This window comes from Bradyrhizobium denitrificans (assembly GCF_013179005.1).
Taxonomy (GTDB): Bacteria; Pseudomonadota; Alphaproteobacteria; order Rhizobiales; family Xanthobacteraceae; genus Bradyrhizobium; species Bradyrhizobium denitrificans.
In genome coordinates, this window is the sequence record NZ_JABFDP010000012.1 from 198,303 (window position 1) to 221,736 (window position 23,434).

23 protein-coding genes are annotated in these 23,434 nt (G+C 63.8%); 2 read left to right on the forward strand and 21 right to left on the reverse strand.

The annotated features are described in order from the left end of the window. Positions 1-37: 37 nt before the first annotated feature. From HL671_RS15300 to HL671_RS15330, 7 genes are read right to left on the reverse strand one after another with little or no spacing between them, the layout of a single operon-like run. The gene (locus HL671_RS15300) at positions 38-838 is read right to left on the reverse strand and encodes a crotonase/enoyl-CoA hydratase family protein (RefSeq protein ID WP_012042808.1); all 801 of its coding nucleotides are present in this window, start codon (positions 836-838) and stop codon (positions 38-40) included. Between the two features lie 18 nt (positions 839-856). Beyond that, complete coding sequence (locus HL671_RS15305; protein ID WP_012042807.1) at positions 857-1,759, reverse strand: FAD binding domain-containing protein; 903 nt, start codon at positions 1,757-1,759, stop codon at positions 857-859. Next, complete coding sequence (locus HL671_RS15310; RefSeq protein ID WP_172236868.1) at positions 1,756-4,350, reverse strand: xanthine dehydrogenase family protein molybdopterin-binding subunit; 2,595 nt, start codon at positions 4,348-4,350, stop codon at positions 1,756-1,758. Before HL671_RS15310 ends, HL671_RS15305 begins: the two co-directional genes overlap by 4 nt. Next, the gene (locus HL671_RS15315) at positions 4,340-4,876 is read right to left on the reverse strand and encodes a (2Fe-2S)-binding protein (protein WP_172236869.1); all 537 of its coding nucleotides are present in this window, start codon (positions 4,874-4,876) and stop codon (positions 4,340-4,342) included. Before HL671_RS15315 ends, HL671_RS15310 begins: the two co-directional genes overlap by 11 nt. Positions 4,877-4,917: 41 nt before the next feature. Further along, positions 4,918-5,853, reverse strand: coding sequence for a fumarylacetoacetate hydrolase family protein (locus HL671_RS15320; RefSeq protein ID WP_172236870.1), 936 nt, complete (start codon positions 5,851-5,853; stop codon positions 4,918-4,920). Positions 5,854-5,885: 32 nt separating this feature from the next. Then, positions 5,886-7,112 (reverse strand): CaiB/BaiF CoA transferase family protein, encoded by a 1,227-nt coding sequence (locus HL671_RS15325; protein ID WP_172236871.1) that lies wholly within the window; start codon positions 7,110-7,112, stop codon positions 5,886-5,888. A 2-nt stretch (positions 7,113-7,114) separates the two neighbouring features. Next, entirely contained in the window at positions 7,115-7,942 is an 828-nt protein-coding gene (locus tag HL671_RS15330; protein WP_012042802.1) for an enoyl-CoA hydratase/isomerase family protein, read from the reverse strand. Positions 7,943-8,287: 345 nt separating this feature from the next. On the opposite strand from HL671_RS15330, the gene HL671_RS15335 reads away from it, so the two are divergent. After that, the gene (locus HL671_RS15335) at positions 8,288-9,403 is read left to right on the forward strand and encodes an AraC family transcriptional regulator (protein WP_041751404.1); all 1,116 of its coding nucleotides are present in this window, start codon (positions 8,288-8,290) and stop codon (positions 9,401-9,403) included. A 314-nt stretch (positions 9,404-9,717) separates the two neighbouring features. Here the strand turns inward: HL671_RS15335 and HL671_RS15340 are convergent, their stop codons facing one another. From HL671_RS15340 to HL671_RS15355, 4 genes are all read right to left on the reverse strand, one after another. Further along, positions 9,718-10,248, reverse strand: coding sequence for a hypothetical protein (locus tag HL671_RS15340; protein WP_172236872.1), 531 nt, complete (start codon positions 10,246-10,248; stop codon positions 9,718-9,720). Beyond that, positions 10,238-11,116 carry an FAD:protein FMN transferase gene (locus HL671_RS15345; RefSeq protein WP_172236873.1) on the reverse strand — a complete coding sequence of 293 codons (879 nt, stop codon included), beginning with the start codon at positions 11,114-11,116 and terminating at the stop codon, positions 10,238-10,240. Before HL671_RS15345 ends, HL671_RS15340 begins: the two co-directional genes overlap by 11 nt. Next, positions 11,097-11,555 carry an FMN-binding protein gene (locus tag HL671_RS15350; RefSeq protein ID WP_172236874.1) on the reverse strand — a complete coding sequence of 153 codons (459 nt, stop codon included), beginning with the start codon at positions 11,553-11,555 and terminating at the stop codon, positions 11,097-11,099. Before HL671_RS15350 ends, HL671_RS15345 begins: the two co-directional genes overlap by 20 nt. A gap of 608 nt (positions 11,556-12,163) precedes the next feature. After that, a complete protein-coding gene (locus tag HL671_RS15355; RefSeq protein ID WP_172236902.1) occupies positions 12,164-14,158 on the reverse strand; it encodes a multicopper oxidase domain-containing protein in 1,995 nt (664 codons plus the stop codon). Positions 14,159-14,743: 585 nt separating this feature from the next. Between HL671_RS15355 and HL671_RS15360 the strand changes: the two genes are divergently transcribed. Then, complete coding sequence (locus HL671_RS15360; RefSeq protein ID WP_172236875.1) at positions 14,744-15,046, forward strand: hypothetical protein; 303 nt, start codon at positions 14,744-14,746, stop codon at positions 15,044-15,046. Positions 15,047-15,144: 98 nt separating this feature from the next. Here the strand turns inward: HL671_RS15360 and HL671_RS15365 are convergent, their stop codons facing one another. From HL671_RS15365 to HL671_RS15410, 10 genes are read right to left on the reverse strand one after another with little or no spacing between them, the layout of a single operon-like run. After that, positions 15,145-15,765 carry a hypothetical protein gene (locus tag HL671_RS15365; protein ID WP_312010725.1) on the reverse strand — a complete coding sequence of 207 codons (621 nt, stop codon included), beginning with the start codon at positions 15,763-15,765 and terminating at the stop codon, positions 15,145-15,147. Between the two features lie 53 nt (positions 15,766-15,818). After that, positions 15,819-16,376, reverse strand: coding sequence for a type II secretion system protein GspM (gene gspM, locus HL671_RS15370; RefSeq protein ID WP_172236877.1), 558 nt, complete (start codon positions 16,374-16,376; stop codon positions 15,819-15,821). Then, positions 16,373-17,476 carry a PilN domain-containing protein gene (locus HL671_RS15375; protein ID WP_246579514.1) on the reverse strand — a complete coding sequence of 368 codons (1,104 nt, stop codon included), beginning with the start codon at positions 17,474-17,476 and terminating at the stop codon, positions 16,373-16,375. Before HL671_RS15375 ends, gspM begins: the two co-directional genes overlap by 4 nt. Beyond that, the gene (locus HL671_RS15380) at positions 17,476-18,420 is read right to left on the reverse strand and encodes a type II secretion system minor pseudopilin (protein WP_172236878.1); all 945 of its coding nucleotides are present in this window, start codon (positions 18,418-18,420) and stop codon (positions 17,476-17,478) included. The genes HL671_RS15375 and HL671_RS15380 overlap by 1 nt, the downstream gene beginning before the upstream one ends. Then, positions 18,417-19,121 (reverse strand): PulJ/GspJ family protein, encoded by a 705-nt coding sequence (locus HL671_RS15385; RefSeq protein ID WP_172236879.1) that lies wholly within the window; start codon positions 19,119-19,121, stop codon positions 18,417-18,419. Before HL671_RS15385 ends, HL671_RS15380 begins: the two co-directional genes overlap by 4 nt. Further along, complete coding sequence (locus tag HL671_RS15390) at positions 19,118-19,525, reverse strand: type IV pilus modification PilV family protein (protein ID WP_041750588.1); 408 nt, start codon at positions 19,523-19,525, stop codon at positions 19,118-19,120. Before HL671_RS15390 ends, HL671_RS15385 begins: the two co-directional genes overlap by 4 nt. Next, complete coding sequence (locus tag HL671_RS15395; protein WP_041750587.1) at positions 19,503-19,976, reverse strand: GspH/FimT family pseudopilin; 474 nt, start codon at positions 19,974-19,976, stop codon at positions 19,503-19,505. The genes HL671_RS15390 and HL671_RS15395 overlap by 23 nt, the downstream gene beginning before the upstream one ends. Position 19,977: 1 nt before the next feature. Further along, complete coding sequence (gene gspG / locus HL671_RS15400; protein ID WP_041750586.1) at positions 19,978-20,457, reverse strand: type II secretion system major pseudopilin GspG; 480 nt, start codon at positions 20,455-20,457, stop codon at positions 19,978-19,980. Between the two features lie 17 nt (positions 20,458-20,474). Beyond that, on the reverse strand, positions 20,475-21,644 hold the full coding sequence (locus tag HL671_RS15405; RefSeq protein ID WP_172236904.1) for a type II secretion system F family protein: 1,170 nt from the start codon (positions 21,642-21,644) through the stop codon (positions 20,475-20,477). Between the two features lie 49 nt (positions 21,645-21,693). Beyond that, a complete protein-coding gene (locus tag HL671_RS15410) occupies positions 21,694-23,370 on the reverse strand; it encodes a GspE/PulE family protein (RefSeq protein WP_172236880.1) in 1,677 nt (558 codons plus the stop codon). Between the last annotated feature and the right edge of the window lie 64 nt (positions 23,371-23,434).

A 23,434-nucleotide genomic window follows, 5' to 3' on the forward strand; every position in this document is an offset into this window, starting at 1 on the left:
GACAAATTGAGATGCGGCGAAGAGCGCGTCGGTCCGTTCAACAGAACCGGGGGCTGCGCTTCTCCGTTCCGGCTCGGATCGCCTCGATCTGATTTGGGCTCCCAAGAACCTGCTGCTGCTCCAGAGATTCCAGCATCAGAACCCGTCGCGAGTCGACAGGCGCCGCAGCATTCAAGAGGCGCTTGCCTGCGCGAACGGCGTCGGGGCTCAGCGTGCTGACATGCCGCGCGAACGCTCGCGCATGTTTCAGCGGGTCATCGCTCACATGCGTGGCAAGCCCGAGTTCACCGGCCTCCTCCCCGCTGAACACGCGGCCGCTAAAGACCAGTTCACGCGCGACATCTGCGCGGCAGAGCTCCGTCAGGGCAATGCAGCCCGACATGTCGGGAACGAGGCCCCATTTGACCTCCGCGACCGAAAGCCGAGCCTCGGAATGGACGTAGCGGATGTCCGCGCCAAGCGCGATCTGCAACCCGCCTCCGAACGCGATTCCGTGAACCGCGGCGATGACGGGCACCGGCAGTTTCCGCCACCCCCAGGCAACTTGCTGCCACAAATTCGCATCGCAATGTGTACGTTCGCGAAGGTTGCCCATGGCTCCCGTGCCCTGCGCCAGAATTCTCTCAAACACGCTCTTGTCCAAGCCGGCACAGAAGCCACGGCCCTCGCCATGGAGCACAACGGCACGCACGATGCGATCCGACTGCAGGCGGCCGATTGCCGCCGCAAGCGCTTCGAACATGGCGTCGTCCAGGGCATTCAACCTTTCGTCGCGCGCGAGCACGACCTCAGCCACGCCGTCTGCGTCTACGCTCACATCCACTCTCTGCCTGGTCACTTCAACTTCCTTTGACGGTTAGACTAAGGCCGACTCGATGGCCGTGCTCAGCGCTCGGCGCAGGTAGACGGGCAGCATCTGCCGGCGATATGCCGACGATCCGAACGGATCACCGATGAATTCAACGTTCTCCTCACCCGCCAGCATCGATGCTTCTCGAATGATCTCGCCTGAGATGGCTGTTCCGACGAGACATCGTTCCGCCTTCAGGGCTCTGAAGGCTGCCGACGCCGCTCCTGTGATCGCAATCCTGCACCAATCACACCGTCTGTCCTGGTCGAGCCGCAAGGCGACCGCCACGCCGATCAGAGCGAAGCCGGACGCTGGATGCATGCGCTTCAGGTAGCTGCGTCGGACTTCGCCCTGCACGAGAGGAATCGAGACATGGGTGATCACCTCCGACCTCGCGACGACGGTGCGTCGCCCGACGGCGAGACCATTGCCCGCGGGGGTCGTCTCGATCTGGAAGAAATCGTCGATGGGAACGGCGCGTTCTCCGTTCACACCGGTCAGATGAATGATGGCACCGACAGCCAGTGCAATCGCCGGCCAATCGCCGGACGGCTCGGCTTGCGCGAGAGATCCTCCGATCGTCGCCCGGTTCCTGATCAGGGGGTCGCTGATGACCTTCGCTGCATCTGGAAGCAGCGGCAACGCTTCCTTGAGGAGCGATGAATGCTCGACCTCGGCTGTCGTGACCATGGCCCCGATCTGGATCGCGTCGGAACCGCGGCGGATGCCGCGCAATTCCGGAATCGCTGCAAGATCCACCAGCCTCTCCGGCCGGATTTCGCGCGACTTCATCGCAGGCAGCAGCGCGTGACCGCCAGCAAGCAGCGTGGCCTCCGGATACATGGTCAAGATCTGCATCAAGGCAGGAAGACTGTCCGGCTTACAATACTCGAATTCACAGCTGATCATGTTGCGACCGCGCCGCTTCCGATGGCGTCGACACTCCGTGACCGTTCACGCCTGGCCGTGCTGATTGCGCTCAGCACCTGCTCAGGCAGGAGAGGCATGTCGAGATGCGTGACCCCGAGCGGAGAGAGCGCGTCCAGAACGGCATTCACGATGGCCGGAGGCGTGCAGATGCTGCCCGATTCGCCAATTCCCTTGACGCCCAGCGCATTTCGATCCGTCGGAGTCACCGTGTGTTCGGCTTCGATATAAGGCATGTGCAGGGCGCGAGGAAACGCATAGCCCATCCAGTTCGCTGCTCGCGGCCTACCGTCATCCGTGTAGAGACTTTGCTCAAGAAGCGCCTGACCCAGGCCCTGAGCCGCGCCACCATGGACTTGTCCGCGTGCCAGCAACGGATTGATGATCCGACCGCAGTCATCGACGGCGACGAGACGGCGAACATCGACATCCCCTGTTTCCACATCGACTTCCACCACCGCGGCGTAGGTGCCGAACGGAAACACGAAGTCCTTCGGCCTGTGGAAGACACGCTCGTCCAGGCCAGGCTCCAGCCCGTTGGGATATGTCGTGAGGAAGTGCGCGAGCCGAGCCACCTCCTCCCAGGAGATTTTATCGCGCCCCGCTCCAACCTGAACCGGCTGGACACCCAGCAGATGGCGGTACACTTTTCCGACCAGGTCACGGGTGCCTCGTCTCAGCACCCGGCTGCCCTGCGCGAATGGCGACATTTCGCGGCGCACGCTGAAAATGCCTTTGGCATAGACGATGTCGTCCGCTGTCACACCCAAAGCATGCGCAGCCATTCTTTTGGCTTTCGCGAGCAGACGTCGTGCAGCCTCGTGCAGAGCCGCACCTCCCACCGCCATGGACCTCGAATTGAACGTTCCGAGGCCGAATTCGACCTGGCCCGTATCGCCCTCGACAACGCTGCACTGACGCGCGGGAATCTCGAGCACATCACAGACGATCTGCACATAGGATGTGGCATGGCCCTGCCCCTGGTCCGCAGAGCCAGTGTGAACTTCGACCGTTCCGGTCGGATGAACCAGAACACGACCGTACTCCCAACCACCGTAGTTGAAGCCGAACATCGCCAACAGATTGCCGTTACCGATACCGGTAAACTCCGTGTAGGTCGCAAGTCCGATTCCCAGGTATCGGCCGCGCTTCCGAAGCCGCTCCTGCTCTGCGCGTTGGCTCGCATAGCCCACGATCTCCAGCGCCTTATCCAGGTTCTTGGGATAGTCTCCACTGTCGTAGCAAAAGGCATGCGAGGCGATCGTATATGGAAACGCCGACGGGGGAATGAAGTTGCGCCGGCGGACCTCGACCGGATCCAACCCGAGCCGTCGAGCCACCCGGTCGACCATCGTCTCGATCAGGTACGTCGCTTCGGGACGTCCGGCTCCACGATAGGTGTCGACGCGAGATGTGTTGGTGAGCATCAGATGCGTGTCGACGTGCAGATTTGGAATCCGATAGACGCCGGTCAGGATCATTCCGCAGTTGACTGCCGGGATGCCGGGCCCCATGCCCGAGACATATGCACCGAGGTTCCCCCATATCGTCGCCTTGAGGCCGGTGATCGTTCCGTCTCTCGTGGCGCAGATCTCGACCTCCTGCACGTGGTCACGTCCATGATTGGTGCTGAGAAAATCCTCCGTCCGTGTCGACGTCCACTTCACCGCCCGCTTCAGGCGGAATGCCATCGCGGTGACCAGAACGTCTTCGGGATAGAGGTGCAACTTCGCGCCGAACCCTCCACCGACGTCCGGAGCGATGACCCGCAGACGATGCTCATCGACGTTCAGGACCTGCGCCAACATCCGCTTCATGATGTGCGGCGCCTGGCTCGACAGATGGATGGTCACAGCATCAGTCGTCATGTCGTAGGACGCGTGGACGGAGCGCGGCTCCATCGCCCCGGGGACGAGGTTCTGGTTGCGCAGCCGCTGAGTTACGATGACGTCGGCCTTCCTCCTTGCCGCCGCATAGTTTCCTGCGCGAACAGGTACATGTTGCAGGACGTTGCCGCGAATCGATGCTCCATCGAGTTCAGGGTGAACGACAGAGGCACCCGCCTGGGCGGCGCGGTAGGGATCGGTGACTGCAGCAAGAACTTCGTAGTCGATATCGATCGCCTCAAGCGCGTCGGCGGCAATGTATCGGTCGGTGGCCACCACGAGAGCGACGCCCTCACCGACATATCGCGCAACTTTCTCGGAGAGGGCGCGGTGCTCCGGCAACGGCATTCGCGGCCAGATCCAATTGGCCCTGAGAGGCCCCACGTTTTGAGTCAGATCCGCACCGGTGAGCACCTCGATGACACCCGGCATGGCCTTCGCCCGGGCGACATCGATCCGCCGGATCCTGGCATGCGCGTGAGGACTGCGGAGAATGGTCAGATGAAGGGCGTCCTCACCGCTCGCCACGATGTCATCGGTGAACCGGCCCCGGCCCAACAGATGATGGAGGTCCTCGCGACGTCGCGCCGGCCGACCAAATTGGCCGGCATCGTCCGGCCCGGCAGGCATCGCTGCGTCGGGCCGCGCGCGCAGAGAGGTCACGGCGTGAACATCGTCAGCAGCCATGGCATACTCGTGCCTGTGCAGAACCTTCGCGGGTGACCGCATGCTCGTTCGGGACCGAGCCTGAGCCATGTCCGACTGAACGAATGGCCTCTATGATGTGCTGATATCCGGTGCAACGGCAAAAATTTCCCTTGAGCCACGCCCGAACCTGCGCGTCGCTCGGATCGGGATAGCGTTCGAGCAGGTCCAGCGAACTCATGATCATGCCGGGCGTGCAGAAGCCACACTGCAGCGCATGGCAGTCCTGGAACGCCTGCTGGAGAGGATGCAGGACCCCATCGGTTGCCACGCCCTCGACGGTGCCCAGGGTCGAGCCGTCGGCCTGGACGGCCAGCACCGTGCAGGACTTGACCGCGTGTCCATCAACATGGACCGTGCAGGCGCCGCACTGAGTGCTATCACATCCCACGTGAACGCTGGTGAGACGTAGATCGTCCCGCAAATAGTGAACGAGCAACTTGCGCGATGGCACGCGTCCATGATGACGGACGCCATTGACCACGACCTTAATGGCGTGTTCCGACATGCCTGCGTGCCTCCCCTTTGCTCTCGCTTGGCGCAGTGTGTTCACCGCCGCAAGGGCAGCGGCTCCGTTCCACGTTCGATGCGCACGTCTATGGAGCCCAGAATGTCCGCCGAGAGCCGAACCCGATCGCCTTCAGAGAGCCACGGATACGCCTCCGGTCCGGAAGTCGTCCTCAGCTCCACGATACATCCCGTCCCCACCGTTCCGGAGCCGATCACGTCTCCCGTAACAAGACGAGTGCCTCGCGATGCGTAGCTGATCATCTCTGCAAACGACCAATAAATGTCTGCGAGATTTCCGCTGCTATAGGGCTTATCGTTTACGAAGGCAGAAAGCGCCATATCGTGGCTGTGCCCCTTGATGCGCTCTTCAAGTTCGTCCGGCGTAACCATGAACGGGCCGAAGCTCATCGCTCCGTCCTTGCCCTTCGACGGACCGAGCCCCATTTGCATCTCCCGCGCCTGCAGGTCACGCGCGCTCCAATCCGCCATCAGGCAGAAACCCGCGATATGTGAGCGAGCATCCTCCACCGCGATGTCGGATCCGGGCGAGCCTATGATGGCGGCGACTTCAAGCTCGTAGTCGAACGCCTGAGAACCCGGCGAAATCTTCACAGCTTCACGTGCGCCACGCGCAGAGGCCGGGTTGGTGAAATAGAAGACGGGCAATTGATACCAGTCCGGATGCAGCTCTCGGTTCAAGGCCCGCATGGACGTCTTCACATGAGCCTCGAACGCCATGAAGTCCCGGATCGATGGCGGGGTCGGCACCGGGGCGCGCAGGTTCGCGCGACTGAGCTCGATCAGTTCGCTGGGCCTGTCGATCGCAGCGGCAGCATAGTCTTGAAGGGCCGCGCCCCCCATGCGCAAGAGCTCGATGAGGGTGAGCCCGGGCGCGAGCCCATGGATCGTCTCTCCCACCACCAGCCCCACCCGATCCTTGTTGTCGGATGGAGATACATATGTCGACCAACGCATTTTCAGATCATCCGATCACATGAGACGGTTCGTCAGTTCGCGTGGCGGCTCGGCTGGACGAGAGCCTTGCTGGCGCGAAGCTTCGCGATCTCTTCAGCGCTGAAGCCAAGCTCGAGCAGTACCTCGTCGTTGTGCTCGCCCTGCAATGCAGGAAGCTTCGGCGTCGACCGGTCGCCATTCGTCTGGCTGAAATGCCAGGGACGTCCGGGCAGCTTCCATTCACCACCGACCCGGTCAGACACGCTCTCTATGGCGGACCACTCGGCAGCCCAGGCGCTGGACGCAATCTCCTTCACGTGACGCACCTGACCGGTCGCGATCTTCGCAAGATCGAGCTGGGCGTCGAGCGTGGCCATGTCGGAGAAGGTCCAGATCCACTCCTGAACCAGCGCGTGAAGCTCCTCGAGATTCTTCTTTCGGAGCTCCGGCGTTGCAAAACGCGGATCTGTCATAAGATCGAGGCGGCGCATGGCGATCAGGTAGAGCGGGAAGGAGAGACTGCTGACCAGGCTCATCGAGCTCACAAAGGTCTCTCCGCCGGGGCCGACGAAGAACGGGCAATCGGTCGCTCCGAGCACCGGGGTCTCATCGCCGAGCTCGACATCCGACAGATCGTAATGCAGGCGCTCATTGATCGAGAGCATCACCGCGGCCATGGCGATGTCGATGTACTGACCCTCACCCGTGAGATCGCGGTGCCTGAGCGCGGCGAGGATGGCAATGGCGCCGTGAAGGCCCGAATAGACGTCGGCGTGCGAAAGGGAGTCCGTCCGCAGCGATCCGTTCGGCTTGCCGAACTGGTTGGCTGTGTTCGCCGTGATGCCTGCCTCCGCATGCACCGTCGGAGCGTAGGCCATGCGAGAGCTCCACACGCCTTGCTGGCCGTAGCCGGTAATGGATGCATAGACGACGCGAGGATTGCGCTTGCGGATGTTCTCATAGTCCAGGCCGAAGGCGGCCATCGTGCCTGGCCTGAAATTCTCGACGATCACGTCCGCCTGATCGCACAGGCGCAGAGCAATCTCACGCGCTGCGGGAACATTGAGATTGATCGAAACGTTGCGCTTGCCCGCGTTCTGCTGCGCGTAGTAGCCCGACGTCTCCCCATTGCGGGGATAAGCCATCCGCGAGAAGTCGGTCGCCGGTGGCTCGATTTTGATGACGTCCGCGCCGAGGTCCAGCAGAGTTTTCGCGCAGTGAGGACCCGCGAGGACGCGGGAGAAGTCCGCGACTTTGACGCCGGAAAGAGTTCCTCGCATGGTCAGCGCCCCTCGAACATCGCAAAGCCTGGGCCGCGCTCTCGATAGGAGGCCACGGCATTCGCGAAGTCTCTGGAGGCGAAGACGGCCTTCTGTATTTCGAGCATCGCCTTGTCCGCCGCCTCCACACCCTGACTTGCTGCCACGGCAGCCAGCTTTTTCGTCGCGGCATGTGCAACGGTTGGACCCGCCGCCAATTCACGGGCGAGAACCATCGTGGCTGACGCCAGACGCGCATCCGGCACGACGCGGTTGATGATGTTCCAGCGTTCGAGGGTCTGAGCGTCGAAACGCCGGCCAAACATCGCCATTTCCTTCGCGCGCAATTCGCCCGCACGCTGCGATATCCGCTGGATTGCCCCCATCAGCGGGTGCAATCCGACGATCGGTTCCACACAACCGAGCTTGGAGGATTCGGCAGCGATGACGAAGTCACACGCAAGCGCGATTTCCAGGCCACCTCCGACGCACACGCCATGAACGCTGGCGATGATCGGCGCCGGGTGCTCGCGGAATGCACCCAGCAACTCAAGGAGCAACTGTCCCCCGTCCTCTCCCAGGCCGTTCTCGATGGCTTTCAGATCGGCGCCCGCGGAAAAGTGGCGCATGGCGCTGTTGAGAACGACGGCGCGCGCTCCCTGCCCGCGCGCCCAAGCAAGCGCGTCGATGACCGCGCGCGTCAGCGCGAGATCGAAGAGGTTGTGGGGCGGGTACTGCATCGTGAGGACCGCCACCGCGCCCTCCATCTGCGTGCCGACAATCGGATTGGCGGATTCGGTATGCGGGTTCGGCTCGATGGGCGAAGCGCCATCGGATGTTGTTCGTTCCATGGTATGCTTTCAATCGCTGAGGCCAGAACGCAGAATGGTCGTCGCGGTCAATCCGCGATGGATATCGCGAGGCGACCGAACCGGTAACGCGCCGGGGCCTCGGGCTTGGCGCACCGGTTACCGGCGGACTCGATGAGTCGATGTCGTATGTTCATGCTTGGCTCCCGGGCGTTCCTCGACTGCAGACCGACGCGCATCGCCGCGACACGGAAGCGGCTCCTGGGCGCTAGGCACCTGCTTTTCTTTTGGCTATCATCGCCACCCAGGACCTGCCGCGACAAGGTGAATTAACGCCAATGTGCGGGTCATTGAGTGCCACTCTGGAGGGGGCGCCCCGTGCCGATCATGCCGAAACTGAACTTCCTTAATCGACTGGGCGAACGAAACACCGTCGGCCTCAGCCTCTTCGGCCTGAAGGCCCTGATCGAGGAGTTACAAAACCAGGGTGTGCCGGCCCGCGCTGTCCTCAGCGGCACCGGCGTTCTTCCGAAGCATTTCGAGGACTATACGGCGCTGATCACGCGCGAGCAGCGACTGTCGATTTACCGAAATGCGCGACGTCTCGCGAAGCGGTCGGATGTTGCACTCTTGGCTGGCGCGAGGCAGCGCATCAGCGATTTCGGCATCTATGGATATGCCTTGGCCAGCAGCAAGACCTTCGGCGATGCGCTGCACCTAAGCTTCCGACACCTCCGCCAGGCAGGTCCGATGCTACAGATCACTTCGCGCGTCGAGGATGGCGTCGTCAAGCTACGGAGTCACGATCCGGCCTCTCTGGGTGACATGTTGCCATTTGTCGCAGAGTTCTGGCGCAGCTCGAACCTCACCTTTCTCAGTCGCGTCCTGGAGGCTCCGGTTCCTTCGCTGCGCATGTTGCTGCCCTATCCGGCACCGCCGCATTGGCGCCAATACGGCAGGATGTTCAACTGCCCTGTTGAGTTCGGAGCCGACACCATGGAGTGGCACCTGGCCGAGTCCACCTTGTCCGTGCCTCTGCCTAACGCGAATCCGATGGTTGCCAAGGTCTGCGAGCGCTTCTGCGAACAAGTCCTGTCCGAGCAGCGGCCAGCATCGGAATTGGCCGAGTCGATCCGCACGATCTTGGTCAGGCAACCCGGTCGGTTTGCGACCATCGATGAAATCGCTTCTGAAATCGGCATGTCGCTGCGGACGCTGAACCGGCGCCTGGCTGCGGACGGCATCACCTATCAATCGATCATCGACGATATGAGAAAGACACTCGCGATCGAGTACCTCGAAAGGACGACGCTGCCTGTCGAGCAGATCTGCGCAAGAGTCGGATTTTCGGACACGTCGAATTTTCGAAAGGCCTTCAAGAAGTGGACGGGCCAATCACCGAGCTCGTTCCGCGCCGAGACCCTCCAAAAGTCCGGACCGCAGCCCAGGGACGTTCGCGCAGAACCGGCGGTTTCTCCTCCGAAAAATCTGCAACTCTGTTGAGAGAATTTCAGCGAACCTCCGCGGCACGCGGCCAAGGACTGCTCAATTCCCTCAACGTCATGCCGATCGTCCTCGGGGTGACCTGAGGCCAGGGCGATAGACGTCTGTGACCTAGCCAAGGAGGCTGCACGCGATCTCGCAACCTCTTAAGCTGAACAAGCCAAGCGCACGCCGCATCGTCACCGACGGACGTCGCCGTCCGCCGTACGTCAAACGGTCTCTGAGCACATCCTCCGAATGCTGCCTGCGCCCTGCCTTCCCCATCGCCAGACCGCGGATCGCGCTCGGGGGCGCAAGCTCCGGCTCGTGCGCCGTCAGCCGACTTTGCTCATGACGCCCACCAGATCGCCGTCGGCTGGCGCATCGGAGGGCACCAGCGTGGCCGCGGTGGCACGCTGCCCCCGCACCGGCTGATGCACGATGGCAACGCTGGCACGGCCCACGAGGATGTGAGCGGTGATGACCGCGGGCACGCCGAGCCCGAAGACGATGTGAACGAGGCTGATCCAGGGCCGAAGCGCTTCGGAGCCGACGTAATAGAGTCCGAACGCCGTCGCGATCAGCAGCCCATACATCACGAGACTCACGATGCCGGTCGCCAGGTTCTTGCGGGCGCGCCAAGCGCGCTGGACATGCATCGGACCGAGCGCGCCGAGCAACATCAGTGTCACCATGGCAGCTCCGCCATGCGTGCTCAGCAGAAGGGCGGCGGCCTGCTGCCAGGCATCGCTGTCCAGCTCCGAACGGGTCTTCATCTGATCAGCCAGGATCCACAACGCCCCGCTGACGAACAGCAGACCGAAAACCGCATAGAGAGCAAACCGAAACGCGCCTTTAAGCCGCATGTTGAAGATCTCCTTGCCAGTCCGATGTCGTGAGAATGTCGCCGCCTGCCGCAACGAGCATCGCGCTCGCCTGGAATCGGGTGAGGAGCGCCGCTGTCCCTTCGCCAGAGATCATCACGATCTTGGTCAGCGCGTCTGCGATCATGCAGGTCGGAGCCCGGACGGTGGCGCCGTGGACGCGCTGCGCGGGCCGGCCTGTCGCCGGGTCGACGACCGCGGTGTCCGTCGTGTCAGCCGATCGGAACGGATCGAAGCGGCGAGCTGACGACGCCAGCGCTCCATTGCTCACTTCGACCTCGCACAGAAGCCGGTCCGGCGCGCGCGGATCACGAATGTGGACAACTCGGGCGCCGGCCCCCAGCACCGCGAGATCTCCGCCTGCATTCACCATCGCTGCGCGCACCCCTCGCCCGCGCAACGCCGCGATGGCGCAGTCCACGGCAAATCCCTTTGCGATTCCGCCGAGGTCGATTCTGAGGCCGGCATGGTGAAAGCGCACATGGTGGTCTGCGAGCAGCTCGATCGCGCCAGATGCTTGCGAGGACGCACCGGCAGACGGCGGCCTGACACCGGCAACACCAATATCAAAGGCGCCGTCCGAATCACGACTCATGTCCAGAGCCGTCTGCAGCACCGCGTAGGTCCAAGGATGCACCATCACGGCGTAACGCGATGCTTCGCGGTTGAGACGAGACACGTCGCTGTCAGGATCGTGAAAGCTCATCAGCCGATGCACATCGACCACGGCGGAGAACGCCGCTTCAGCGGCGTTCTCCGCATCGGCCCCCTGCGCGTCGGCGATATCGACCTCGACGAACGTACCAAGCAGAGCCCGGGCGCGCCGAAGACTAGCGGAAATGGCTGGCATGATAGGTCAACACTTTTTTCACGCCTTCCGTGAGGTGGGTCGACGACAGCGTGGCGCCGGAGATGTTCCGGATATCCGAGTTGATGCGCAGCTCGTTCTGGCTGCCCTTGCCAACGAACTGGCCGAGCCAGTTGGGATCATGCACCTCGCCGCCATAGGACTCGCGATAGTTCAAGATCTCGACGCGACGCACCTTGCCGTCGGGTCCGATCGCGACCGTGTAGTCGATCAGCAGGTGCTTGCCGACGACATGGTCGTAGTAGAAGTAGCCACCATTGCTCGCCTTCCACACCCGCCCTGCTTGAACCTCGGCGAAGCTCGCTCCTGGAAACGCGGCCTTCTGCGCCTCTTCGACGCTCATGTACTGCATGGCGTAGGCCGGCGCGGCGATCGACATGACGGCTGCAGCGGGCGCCGTCCATTTCAGCCAACCGCTCATCGCGTCCACCTCAAATCTGCATTCATGTCACGTCCTCCCTCGGATCTGATCTCGCGTCTTCCCGAGACGCCACCCCTGTTGGCTGATCGAGAAGCGCCGAAGCGGCTCCTGCTTCTGCTCAAACGTTCCGCGCCCGCCTGCAACATCAGTCAGGACGAGGACCGAAACTCATTACGTACTCGCTTGGACGTCGATCTGACCGCGTCCTTCCGACTCTCATCACCGGCCAGCTGCGAACCGTTGTGATTGTCATCACCAGCATAGTAGGTGGTCCGATTGCGGCGAATTGCTGCATCGATATTGGCGATTTGCCGGAGCGGCCGGGGAATAACAATGTTGCTTTACATCGCCGTATCACGAAGCCCGCGCTTCACGGCTGGCCGCACACGGGCCTGTCTTTTCAGAGGCATGCAAACAAGCCTGCAGCAGTTTGGATCGATTCAAAAACGCGGTTCAGCCTACGAACGCCGCATCGGAAGCGTGCCGCTGTCGCAAGCCGGTCTTTTCCCCGGGCGGCGGTGATTACGCACCGTCACGACATCGCAGCGCATTCGTCGCGTCGATGCCGCGCATGCGGCATCGATCTAGCGACGAGCAGAGCGTTGCGACTACCAAGGCATCTGGTTCATCGCCTCCCAGGCATTGCCGCCATAAGGCGACGGCACGACCTTGATCTTGGCCATCATGCCTCCGTCCTCATGCTCGAGGATGTGACAGTGGTAGACGAACTCGCCGACCTGCGAGAACGGAATATCGACGACCACCGGCTTCGACGTGCACTGGCCGCTCCGCCACTGCTCGATGCTGCAGACGCCGCTCTGGGCGTCCATGACCTCCGGAACATTCGGCGTCGCGACGCCCAGCGGGACATTGTCCTGCAGCATGCCTCCGCCGATGCTCCTGTTCAGGGCCACCGACAGCGGTGTGTTCTCGCCCGCCTTGCTGTTGACGGTTCTGAACCGTGTCTGATGGATGTGGAAGTTGTGGTTCTCTGTCGAGAGCTGCACCAGCTCCCAGGTCTCGTGGACCGGGCGCTGTCCGGCTGCGAGCGGCAAACAGACGATGTTCTGCGATGGATCGAACTGACTCACCGGGAGCTGGGTGCCGGGCACCGGATTGCCGTTCTGATCGACTTCCTCATAGCCGAGACCGAACGTGCCGTCGTCGGTCAGATCAGCGAGGCCGAAGAAAATCCGGCGACGATGTCCCGGCGGCAGCGGGCGGCACCCGTCGCGCAGCGGCGCGGCGCTCGCATACGGCACTTTTGCATCAAGGATGCCCGATGGCTGCATCGTGGCCAATGCATCACCCCTGATGTCGAGGCCATAGGCGATGTGGTTGCGCCAGCCGTGCTGGTGGAAGTGCACCTTGGCGAGATCGACCGCCGGCCACTGGTCGCCGCTGCCCATCGTCAGTCCGGCCATCTTGAAGGTCGCGGATGCAGAGCGTCCCGGGCTGGCGATCGCGCCCGTCGCCGGATCACGATAGGTAACGAACACCTCGGTCCGCGAGCTCGGCATCATGACCATCTGGGTGACGCAAACCGGCTTCGAGTGGAAGCGCGAGGTCGGCAGCGCCGGACAGGGAACGACCCGGAAACGAGCGCCGCCGAGACGGACCATGGTGTCCATGGTCGTGTCCTGGGGCAGGTTCACGCTGACGCCGTCGACCGAGATCAGCTGAATGATCATCGGCTTTTGCGTTTCGTCGTCCGTCAGTTGGAGATTGTACGACAGGCTTCCGGACGCGTTGGTCAGCCGCCAGACTTCGCCGTCGGAATCGGTCACCTTGATCTTCGGGAAAGTCCGGCCGTTCACGGTGAAGAACCATTTGCCGCCGGAGAAATTCGAGCCGCCATCGGCCGAGGTATCGACGCCTGGGCAGGACCCTTCCCGCACCTCGGAGCTGTCCGCCGGAAACTGGGCGCAGAAACCGGGATCCTGCTGGTTGATCACCTCGCCCGGCTGGACGTTTGCCGGACCGCTGTCGAACTGAACCGGTCCGCCGGGGGCGACCTGAAGATCCTTCAGGATCAGATGGCGCACGCTCGCGTCGGGAAACGGCGTGTCCCGCGCGTCGCCATGCGCATAGTCCGAGACTTCGCCGACCGAGATGATGCCCGCCAGACCCTGCGAGACCTGGTTGAGCGAAATTCCGTGAATGTGCGGATGAAACCAGAACTGGCCCGACGGGTGATTCCACGGAATATCGATCCGATAATCGGCATAGTCCATCTTGTTGGAGCCGTGCTGATGGGTCGTCTGCGGCACCGGCATCCCGTTGGCCGAGTTGAAGATCTGCACGAAAACGTAGTCGCCGAAGGTCTGGTCCTTCAGCGTCGGCGCCCGCGGCTCGACGATCAATCCGTGAGTATGCAGGTTGGTCGGGTTACGGAACAGATTGGCCTGGCCGGGATCGGCATTGTGATTGACCTTGGCCGCGTCGAGCTGCGGCAACTGATTCACCAGCCTGATCTTGAGCGTGTCGCCCTTTTGCAAGGCCAATCGCACGCCGCCGTAATCGGCCACCGCGGCATCGGCCGGGCAGGTATTGCCGGATGCGGGCCGCCGGCAGATCTCATAGACCCAGCCGGTCGGGTTCATGGACGAGCCGGTAGGCGGAGCATAGGTGATGGTCGAGATCGGCTTGGCCCGGGCGATCATCAGCAGGTCGAGGACACCATGCCTGCTCCTGAATACCGTCGGCTCGGCCAGATCGTGAGCGGATGCTGCTGCCCCGGCGAAGATCAATCCGGCCAGCAGCGCGGCTGCCGATGTCAGTATCCTTGTCATTGGCTTGTGCAGCCCCCCAACTAACATGCCTGATCCCCATTTGGCTCGAGATTAAGATCTTTGCGACACGATGCAGGCTGCACCGACGCGGCTTGCGAGCGTCTCGCCCGAGCCGTCAGCAATTGGTGCGCTCGCACCCTCCCTCCTTGGAGCTATGGATGTCGGATGTCTCCTTTGTGACGCTTTCTTTCGTTTTGTGAGAATCGCGATCCCGCCTTTAAGAATCGATCTAACGAGATGATATTCCGTGCGCCGTGTGCGCAGGACGGACACTGTCGACATAAAACCGACAATCAGTCTACGTAGTTCGTATCGCATAGTCGCACGAGGCTCGCCGCAGCATGCCGACTTGCTCTATCGGCAACCTGTCATGACCCGCTTCAAGGAGACCCAAGGATGCTGCTTGCTGTTGTTCTCGCGTGGGCTTGCAACGTCACCGGCGTGGCCTGTGGCGCGCCAACCACCGACATCATCCAGAAGGCCTACGAGCAGGAAGCGCCGTCATCCGGCGTGCGCCACGACAAAGGGTTGAAGATCGTCGAGGCGACATGCGACAAGGGCGATGAGAGCGGGCGCTTCCTATGTCAGGTCTCGTTCGTGTCCGAGGACGATCCTGACAAGCGGCTCTATTTCGACATCGTGTCCGCCGCTCTCACCGACAAGGGATGGGTCCTCACCAGCGGATTGTGCAAGCGCTGACGGCGCGTGGGATCACCGTTCAAATCGACGTCCATGGACATCGACATCGATGCGGAGTTCTGCCCCAAGCCGCTACGGCATCCACGAACATTGATAGCTCACAGCTGGCGGCGCCCCGAGCGCTGCCGCTGATGCATCCGGAGCAGCCGCGACTCCGGCGACAGAAAAGGCGGCCCCGCCTGCGCAAGCGGAGGAGCGGTCTGTGTCGACGGCACATCAGCAACAGTCGTAGCGACCGAATTGACCGGTTGCCCGGACGGCGAAGCGAAATGGAGAATTGCGAGGTCGTCGCCCTTCTGCAGCGTGACCGACCGCGCCTCGACCCGGCTCAGCGTCCAGCCCTGATAGTCCGCACCGGTCCTGATCCGCAGCGGTCTCCCGCCGCCCGGATCAAGGAAGATGGCAAGACCACTGTCGCCGTTGACGACAGTCCCGACCAGCGAGAGCTGCGGCCGCTCCAGTGGGCTCGGCTCCTGGGCGACCGGTGCAGCAGCGACGACCGGCGGCGGCTCATCGGCCGGCGGAGGGCGTCGCGACGGTGAGAAGATTGGCCGCTCCCGGGTTTCCGACAGCTGCGAGAGCGGAATGGCCCACAGTGGATTGCCGCTCCGCCCCTGTATCCCCGACGTTGAGAGTGCGTCGCGCATCTGTGCGGGTGGCGCGGCGGACAATGAGCCGGTGACATCGTGCCCCGCCGACCCGACGATGCCGAACGCCAAGGCCGCAGCAACGGCGCTACAGCAGGCAGCGACGCAAAATTTGAGAAAACGCCTCATTGCGGGCCCTGCCATTGTCCGGACACCGTGATCGTGACGCGTAGTTTGCCGCCGGATGTCGCCAGGGACGAATTGCCTTCAACCACCAGCTCGTCGACGAACAGATATGGCATTCCAGCCTCCAGCTCGTAAAGCACGGATTGCAGGGCGACCTCGGCAACTTCGAAATTCGCGGTGACGCTGATATGACCGTCATTGGCGCGAGGACCTTGAACGTCGAGCTGCGACGACGACATGCTGCCGCTGTGACGAGTGACCACGTCACCCAGGCGTTGCAGCAGAACAGCGCCGGCCACCGTGACGGTGGGGCCTTCGAGGAAGGCGGATCCTTCCATACGAATAACCCCCTCCCCATCCTGATGCGCCGGCACCATGCTGTGGGCGTCCAGCAGCCGAAGTGTCCCGGTCAGCGCGGCCACCTCGTCCCACTGATCGAGCACGCTCTTGATGGGTAGCGTCGTCGCGGCGATCAACACAAGCAATAGGCCGGCATAGACCAGGGCGGCGACTGAAGGTGGTGCAGGAGTGCTCGTCAAGAGTTTCGCGCTGCTCATGTGCCAGGTCCAAAATGCGGCTTGATGTCGGCCTCGATGCGAAAACGCTCGCCGGTCCCATCGACCGAACGTGTCGTCGGCGCCGAGAATGTCGCATGCTTGAAGTGGGCTGACTGCTCGATCAGCCTGACCAGCGCAGCCGCATCCTGGCTGGTCCCCGCAATCTGCAGCTTGTCCTTGTCCATCCGCAGCTCGGTCACGTAGGTATTGTCCGGAAGCACCCGCGACAGGGCATCCAGCGCCAGCACGTCGGCGGCGGTCTCCTGCTTACGATGCTGGAGACCGCGCAACGCGGCGCTGTCGGTGCCCTGCAGATCGAGACGCAGCGCTGCGCGCCGCTCAGAGATCTTGCGCGACAGCAGCCGTTGCCGCTGTTCGAGCTTCTCACCGGCGATGCTCCCCGCCGCGAGAGACAGCGTCGCCGCGATCGCAGCAACCGTCAGGACGGCCGTCAGCATGCGACTGACGCGTCCGACGTCAAGCGACCCGCGCAGATGCTGCTCGGTCAGCTTCGTTGCGCTGCGCGCGCCGAGCTCGCCAGCGTCGGCTGTCGGGACGGCCTCGGGCGCAGCAAACAAGACGACCGATCCGGCTCGCCAGGATTCGGCGAGCCGAATGAGAGGCTCGAACCTTGTTCTTGGCGCGGCGATCACCATGGTCCGGATACGGTCGCCCGATATTTCGACCGGAGCCGCGCTGCCGAACACCGCCTCTTGCGCTGTCCACGGCGTCAGCCGATCGAGCTGCGAGCGGATCATGGCATCGAGAAACTCGACGGCCCGCCTGGGAAGATCCAGCGGCTTCCACAGGAAGCGGTCTGGCCTCAGCACGATCTCGATCTGGCAGCCGCGCAGCAGATTCTGCCAACTCGTGGAAAGCACCGGAACGCTCGCTTCGCCATCCGAGAGAATAACGCGACAGTCCGGCAGGATCGATCGGCCGGGTCGCGCGATCATCCGCAACACGAAGACGTTCCGCTCGGTTTCGATCAACTGGACGGGTGGCTTGAGATGGAGCCGGCCGATCACGGCGACGGTGATCGTCGCGACAGAGCCGATCCAGGCCGCCAGTTCATGGCGCACGCGCGTTGCCATCCTCATCACAGCGCCTTTCCTGACGGCCTGAGCATGGCGGGATATCCCGCATCGTCGCGCCAGGCCAGGATCTGGTACGGATCATCGCCCTCGCCGAGCAGGATCACGGCCTCGGCCGCGGAGCGGCGACCGGCGTCGAAGGCGATGGTGATCAACACCCGGACCGCATCACCGACGTCCAAGGTCGCCGCGGCCCGGGCCGGTCCGAGTACGGAGGCAAGCGATCGAGCGTCACGGCGCAGGCCAGCACGCTGCGCGAGGAAGCTCTTCAACAGATCCTCCGTCATCCCTGGCAGCGCGGCCACCACTTCGGGCGCAGCTTCCAGCGCATCGATCTCGCGCCGGCCGTTGAAGACGGTCACGAAGGGCATCGCCTTGTCGACCAGCGCCGGCGGCAGATCGAGCACCAGCCGGAGCTCCTCACTGCTGGCGAACGGCGCACTGCGCGGCATGTAGTCCACGCCGGCTGTCCGGTAGAGGTCGCGCTCGCCATCCGAAGCGGTCTCGCTCAGCGGGGTCCGCCAGCCGATGATCCGCTCGGCATACGCGCCGGCCTTGTCGGAGGACGCACCGAGCCCCCCGAAGAGGTTGGCCAGCATCTGCTTCGACGCGTGATTGAGATCGAGGCGGGACGCTTCCGACTGGAAGACGACCGACACCTGCGCATGATCGAGCCGGAATGAAAAAGCCCCCGCGGACGGCCGTTGTGATTTCGACGTGAGGGAGAGCTTGTAGGCGGCAAGCTCCAGGCTTGCCGAAGCCAAAGCGGCCGATCGCAGGCGCGCATCATCGAGCGACAGCCGCTGGGCCGAGCTGACGAGATACATCGACAGTGCCCCTGCCAGTCCGGCCAGTGAGATCAGGATCCACAGCACCGCCACCAGGACGAAGCCGCCTTCGCGATCATCACGTTCCGTGATCGGGAGCTCTGGCAGCCAGCGCATGATCATGGCTCCGCTCGCGCGGCGGCGCGCCCGACGGTGGCGCCGGCCGCCAGCGCCGGCCGCTCGCAACCGCTGTCCGCGGGACGACAGACGCTGTCGGCCGGTGCCGAAACATGGATGACTGCGATGCGCGAGATCGACGGCGCAGTCGGGTCGGCGGCGTTGCGCACCGTCACCCGCACCGCGACCGGCAGCGTCTCGGCGTTGCGCCACGACGACGTCCAGCTCCGGTCGGCGCCGGTATAGGCGAACGACACCCGGTAGGGCGATTGCAGCAGCACGACCGGATCGACGAACGCGTGGTCTGATGAACGGCCCGGCGCGAATGCTACACGCTTTCGCGTCACCACGGCGCCATCGCCCTCGCCTGCTTCGGCGACGCGAACCAGGTCGAGGCCGCGGCCTCCTCTCGGTCCGAGCGAGATCCGGACAAAGGTGACCGACGTCTCGGATCCGTCGAACAGGACGGACCTGGTCTGACCGTCGGGCCTGATGAATTCAGACGCAGCGATGTCGGCGCTGATGCGGTCGAGTGCGACGCTCACGGACTCGCTGCGCTGGATGCGATTGAGCCCACGATTCCAGTTCGGCAACCAGTGTGACGCGATCGCGGCCAGCGCCGACACGAGCAGCCCCATCAGCGCCATCGCCGCGAGAGCTTCGATCAGCGTGAAACCCGCTTGTGGATGGTCCGCTCTGCTGGTCATCGCTCGGCCTGCCTTCGGAACAGCCGGATCGTCTCGAGCTCCATAGTGGCGCCTGATGGCGATCGCACCTGGACCAGGATCTTCTGCGGCAGCCAGACGGACGCATTGTCGGCCCCGCCGAGATCGACCGCGAAGGGCTGCATTTGCGCGCGCCAGGCATGCGCCATCGTCTCCCCGGACTGCGCCCGGGATGGCGGCGGCAAACGCGACGGAAAAGCCAGCCACAGCGCGTTGTAGCCGGCCTGCACCAGCGCGACATGCTGCTCCAGCTTGCGGCTGCCACGCGCCGAAGACCCCATCAGGGCAGCGATGGCGACCAGCGACACCGCCACGATCGCGAGCGCGACCAGCGTCTCAAGCAGGGTAAATCCCGCACTCGCTTTATCGCTTGGCAAGGTCAGCATGCGATGCAACGTCGATCCTCCCCGTCAGCCAGTTGACGCGAATGTCGTAGCCGGCATTGTTATGCGTGAGCGTGATCACACCACCACAAGACATGCCTGAGCCGAAGAAGCTGATGGTCTGGCGCGCGGGCTGGTCGTCGCAACTGCGCGGCAGCACGGTCTCGAACCGCACGTCGTCAGGCAGGCGCACCACCTGTCCGTTGGTGCCGGAGCGGATCGTGCGCGCCTGCGCATCGATCCGCGTCGTGACCTCGCCGCCGCGCCGGATGGCGGCGTTGCGGTCGGCCTTCAGCAACGCGGCGACCTCGATCGCATAGGCTTCCAGACGCGGCCGCGAGGTTCGCCCGGAGACCGCAGGCAGCAGCACGGCCGCCAGCAGCGCGACGATCGCGAGCACGCAAACCACCTCGATCAGGGTGAAGCCGGCCTCGCGGCCGTGGCGGCCGACCATGCTATCTCACACCCACAGGGGTCGAGGAGGAGATGTCGGCGGCGAGATCCGTGCCCCCCTCCTGCCCGTCCGCCCCATAGGACAGGATCTCGTACGGCACCTGCTGTCCGGGCGAGCGATAGACGTAGGCGTGGCTCCAGGGATCGCTCGGGACATTGCCGCCTTTGAGATACGGCCCGGCCCAGCCCGGAATCGTCGCGACCGGCCGCACCAAAGCGGCGAGACCTTCCGACGTGGTCGGATAGCGGCCGGTGTCGAGATAGAACAGGTCGAGCGCGCTCGAAAAACTCTGGATCTGAATCCGCGCGGTCTTGACCCGGGATTCGTTCAGCGATGACAGCACGCGCGGACCGATCAGCCCCATGATCATTCCGATGATGGCGATGACGACCAGCATCTCGACCAGCGTGAAGCCGCGCTGATCCTCGTGACGCGCAGCCCCGGCCGGCCGGGGCGTCCTGTTGATCTCGGGGTGCTTCATCTCAAGGTCCATTCCTGTTAGCCCACGAGTTGGGTGACCGACAGCAGCGCGGACATCACCGACACGATGAGGCCACCCACGACGGTGCTGATGAGAATGATGGCCGCAGGACCGACAATGCCAACGATGCGATCGAGGCTGCGCTGCAGCTTCGCCTCATAGAATTCGGCGATGCGGCCAGCCAGGACCGGCACCTGCCCGGTCTCCTCACCGATCCGGATCATCCGCGTCGCCATGGCCGGCAGGATGCTCGTCGCCGCCAGCGCCTCCGACAGCTTGCCGCCGTGACGCACGCGGTCGGCCGCGGCGCCCCATTCCGCGCCATTGCCGATGGCCGACATGATGTCGACCAGGATACGCAAGGTCGCGGTCAAGGTCAGGCCGCTGCCGAGCAGGATCGCCAGATTGCGGCAGAACACGCTCGTACGATACGACCCGAATACTTTCGCGAGGCCCGGCAAGCGGCAGAGCTGTGCGATCAGGGCGGCACGGACACCGGCCCGGCCGAACAGCAGACCACCCGCAGCGACAATCGCGGCCGCCGCCGATGCAAGCGCGGTGCCATGGCCGCGCACGAAATCGGAGATGTCGAGAAACGTCGTAATGGTCGTGTCAGTCTTGGCACCGAAATCGCGCAGCACGGCCGAGAACTGGGGCAGCACGACCAGGAAGAAGAACAGCATCACCAGCGCGGCGGCGGCCAGCACGAACAGCGGGTACTGCATCGCATCGCTGAGCTTGCGCCGCATTGCGTCCGCGCGCGCCCGCTCTGCGCCGAGGACCTCGAGCACGTGATCGAGACTTCCCGAGGCTTCGCCGACCCGCACCAGCGCCAGGTACATTGCGGGAAACTGTAACGGATGATGCGCCAGCGCGTCGGCAAGACTTTCTCCGGCAAGAATGCTCGATCGCAGACGGTTGACGATCGGACGCAGCCGCCCGATGTCGGCGTCGCCGGCCAGCAATTCGAGGGAGTCCTCAAGCCGCGCACCGGCCTTCAGCAGCAGCGCCAGGTCGCGCGTGAACGTCGTGACATCGGCCTGGGTCGGACCGCCGAACCAAGCCAGCATATCGCGGGTGACAGGGCTCGCGGTCTTCTCCTCCACCGTCTCGATCGGGAGCAGCCGCAGATACTCGATGCGATCGATCACATCCTTGGCTGTCGCCGCCGAGATCGTGCCATGCACGACATCACCGTTCTCGGTCAGTGCGCGATAGCGGAACCTGCTCACCGGCTCACCGTAACGTTGTCACGCGCAAGATCTCCGCGACCGACGTCACGCCGGCCCGGCACTTTGCGATCCCGTCATCGAGCATCGTCGTCATGCCCTGACGAACGGCGGCACGGTCGATCACGCTGGCATCGGTCGTCCCCTGGATCAGCGATCGGATCTCCGGGTTGAGCTCGAGCACTTCGAAGATGCCGAGCCGGCCGCGATAACCGGAGCCGCCGCAGCTGTCGCATCCTGCGGGCTCATACACGGTCTCGCCGACCTCGAAGCCGACGGCGGCATAGCGTGGATCCGCACAGAGATCCTGGGCGCTCAGCCTCCGCTTCGCCCGGCAGCGCACGCAGAGCCTGCGGACCAGCCGCTGCGCGATGACGGCCCGCAGCGTCGAGCGCAGCAGGAAATCCTCGACGCCGAGATCGAGCAGCCGCGGCACGGCCGCCGCGGCATTCTCGGTATGCAGCGTCGTCAGCACCAGATGGCCGGTCAACGCGGCATGAACGGCCACGTGGGCGGTCTCGCCGTCGCGCACCTCGCCGACCATGATGACGTCCGGGTCCTGCCGCACGAACGACCGCAGCGCGGAGGCAAAGGTCAACCCGATGGCCGGCTTGACCTGCGACTGGTTGATGCCCGGGATCTCGTATTCAACAGGATCCTCGATGGTGAGGATCTTCCGCGTCGGCTCGTTGAGCATCGACAACGCGGTCGCAAGCGTCGTGGTCTTGCCGCTGCCCGTCGGGCCGCAGATCACGATCATGCCGTGCGGCAGCGCCAGCAGGCGGCGGAGCGCTTGATCGTCGTGCGAGGCGAAGCCGAGCTTTTCGATCGACAGCAGCCCACGTTCCTTCGGCAGCAGCCGGATCACGGCGGACTCGCCATGCTGCGTCGGCATCACGGCGACGCGCACATCGAGTTCGAGACGGCCGATGCGCAGCCGCGCGGCACCGTCCTGAGGCAGCCGCCGTTCGGCGATGTTCAGCCCGGCGACAATCTTGATGCGCGAGATCACCGCCTGGGGCAGCACACCCGACGGCGCAGGAACCGGCTTCAGCAAGCCGTCGACACGCATCCGGACCGACAGACCGCTGCGCATCGCCTCGACATGGATATCGCTGGCGCGCAGCTCGACCGCCTGTTCGAACAGGTCGTTGACGGCCCGCACCACCGGAGCTCCGGTGGCCAGGTCGCGCAGGCTCTCGATGTCGTCTTCGCGCAGCTGCGGCTGCGCCGCCTCAGTGCGAGCCGGGACCTCATCATCGCCGGCCAGCCGATTGAGCGCTGTCGCGATGTCCTCGGCGGAGGCGACCACCAGCTCGATCGGGCCGCCGAAGACCAGTTCAGCCGCGCGCACTGTCGCGGTGTCGCGAGGATCCGCGGCGGCAAGACACGGCCTGTGATCGGCGGATTGGAACGGGAAGACCATCGTCTCGCGCAGAAAGCGCCGTGAGAACTGCTCCGCCAGCGGCTTCGCAGCCAACAGCTCGGCCAGCGCGATGCGCGGCAATCCCAGCTGCCGCGCAATCTCGTCGACAAATCCCGGAGATGCAGGATCGGTCACCTCAGTTGATCTCATCCCACCCCGTTCAAGCGCTGCTCCGGCTGCCGATCCCACGAAGGATCGGACCGGAGCATGGCCACCTTGCACGGCGTCGGCAAATCCAGGAGGAGGAGTCGAGCTCATGGCGCGTCCCGTGACAGATCCTGTCGATCACCTCATTGCGGAGGGCCGTTTGGCGAATGCATCG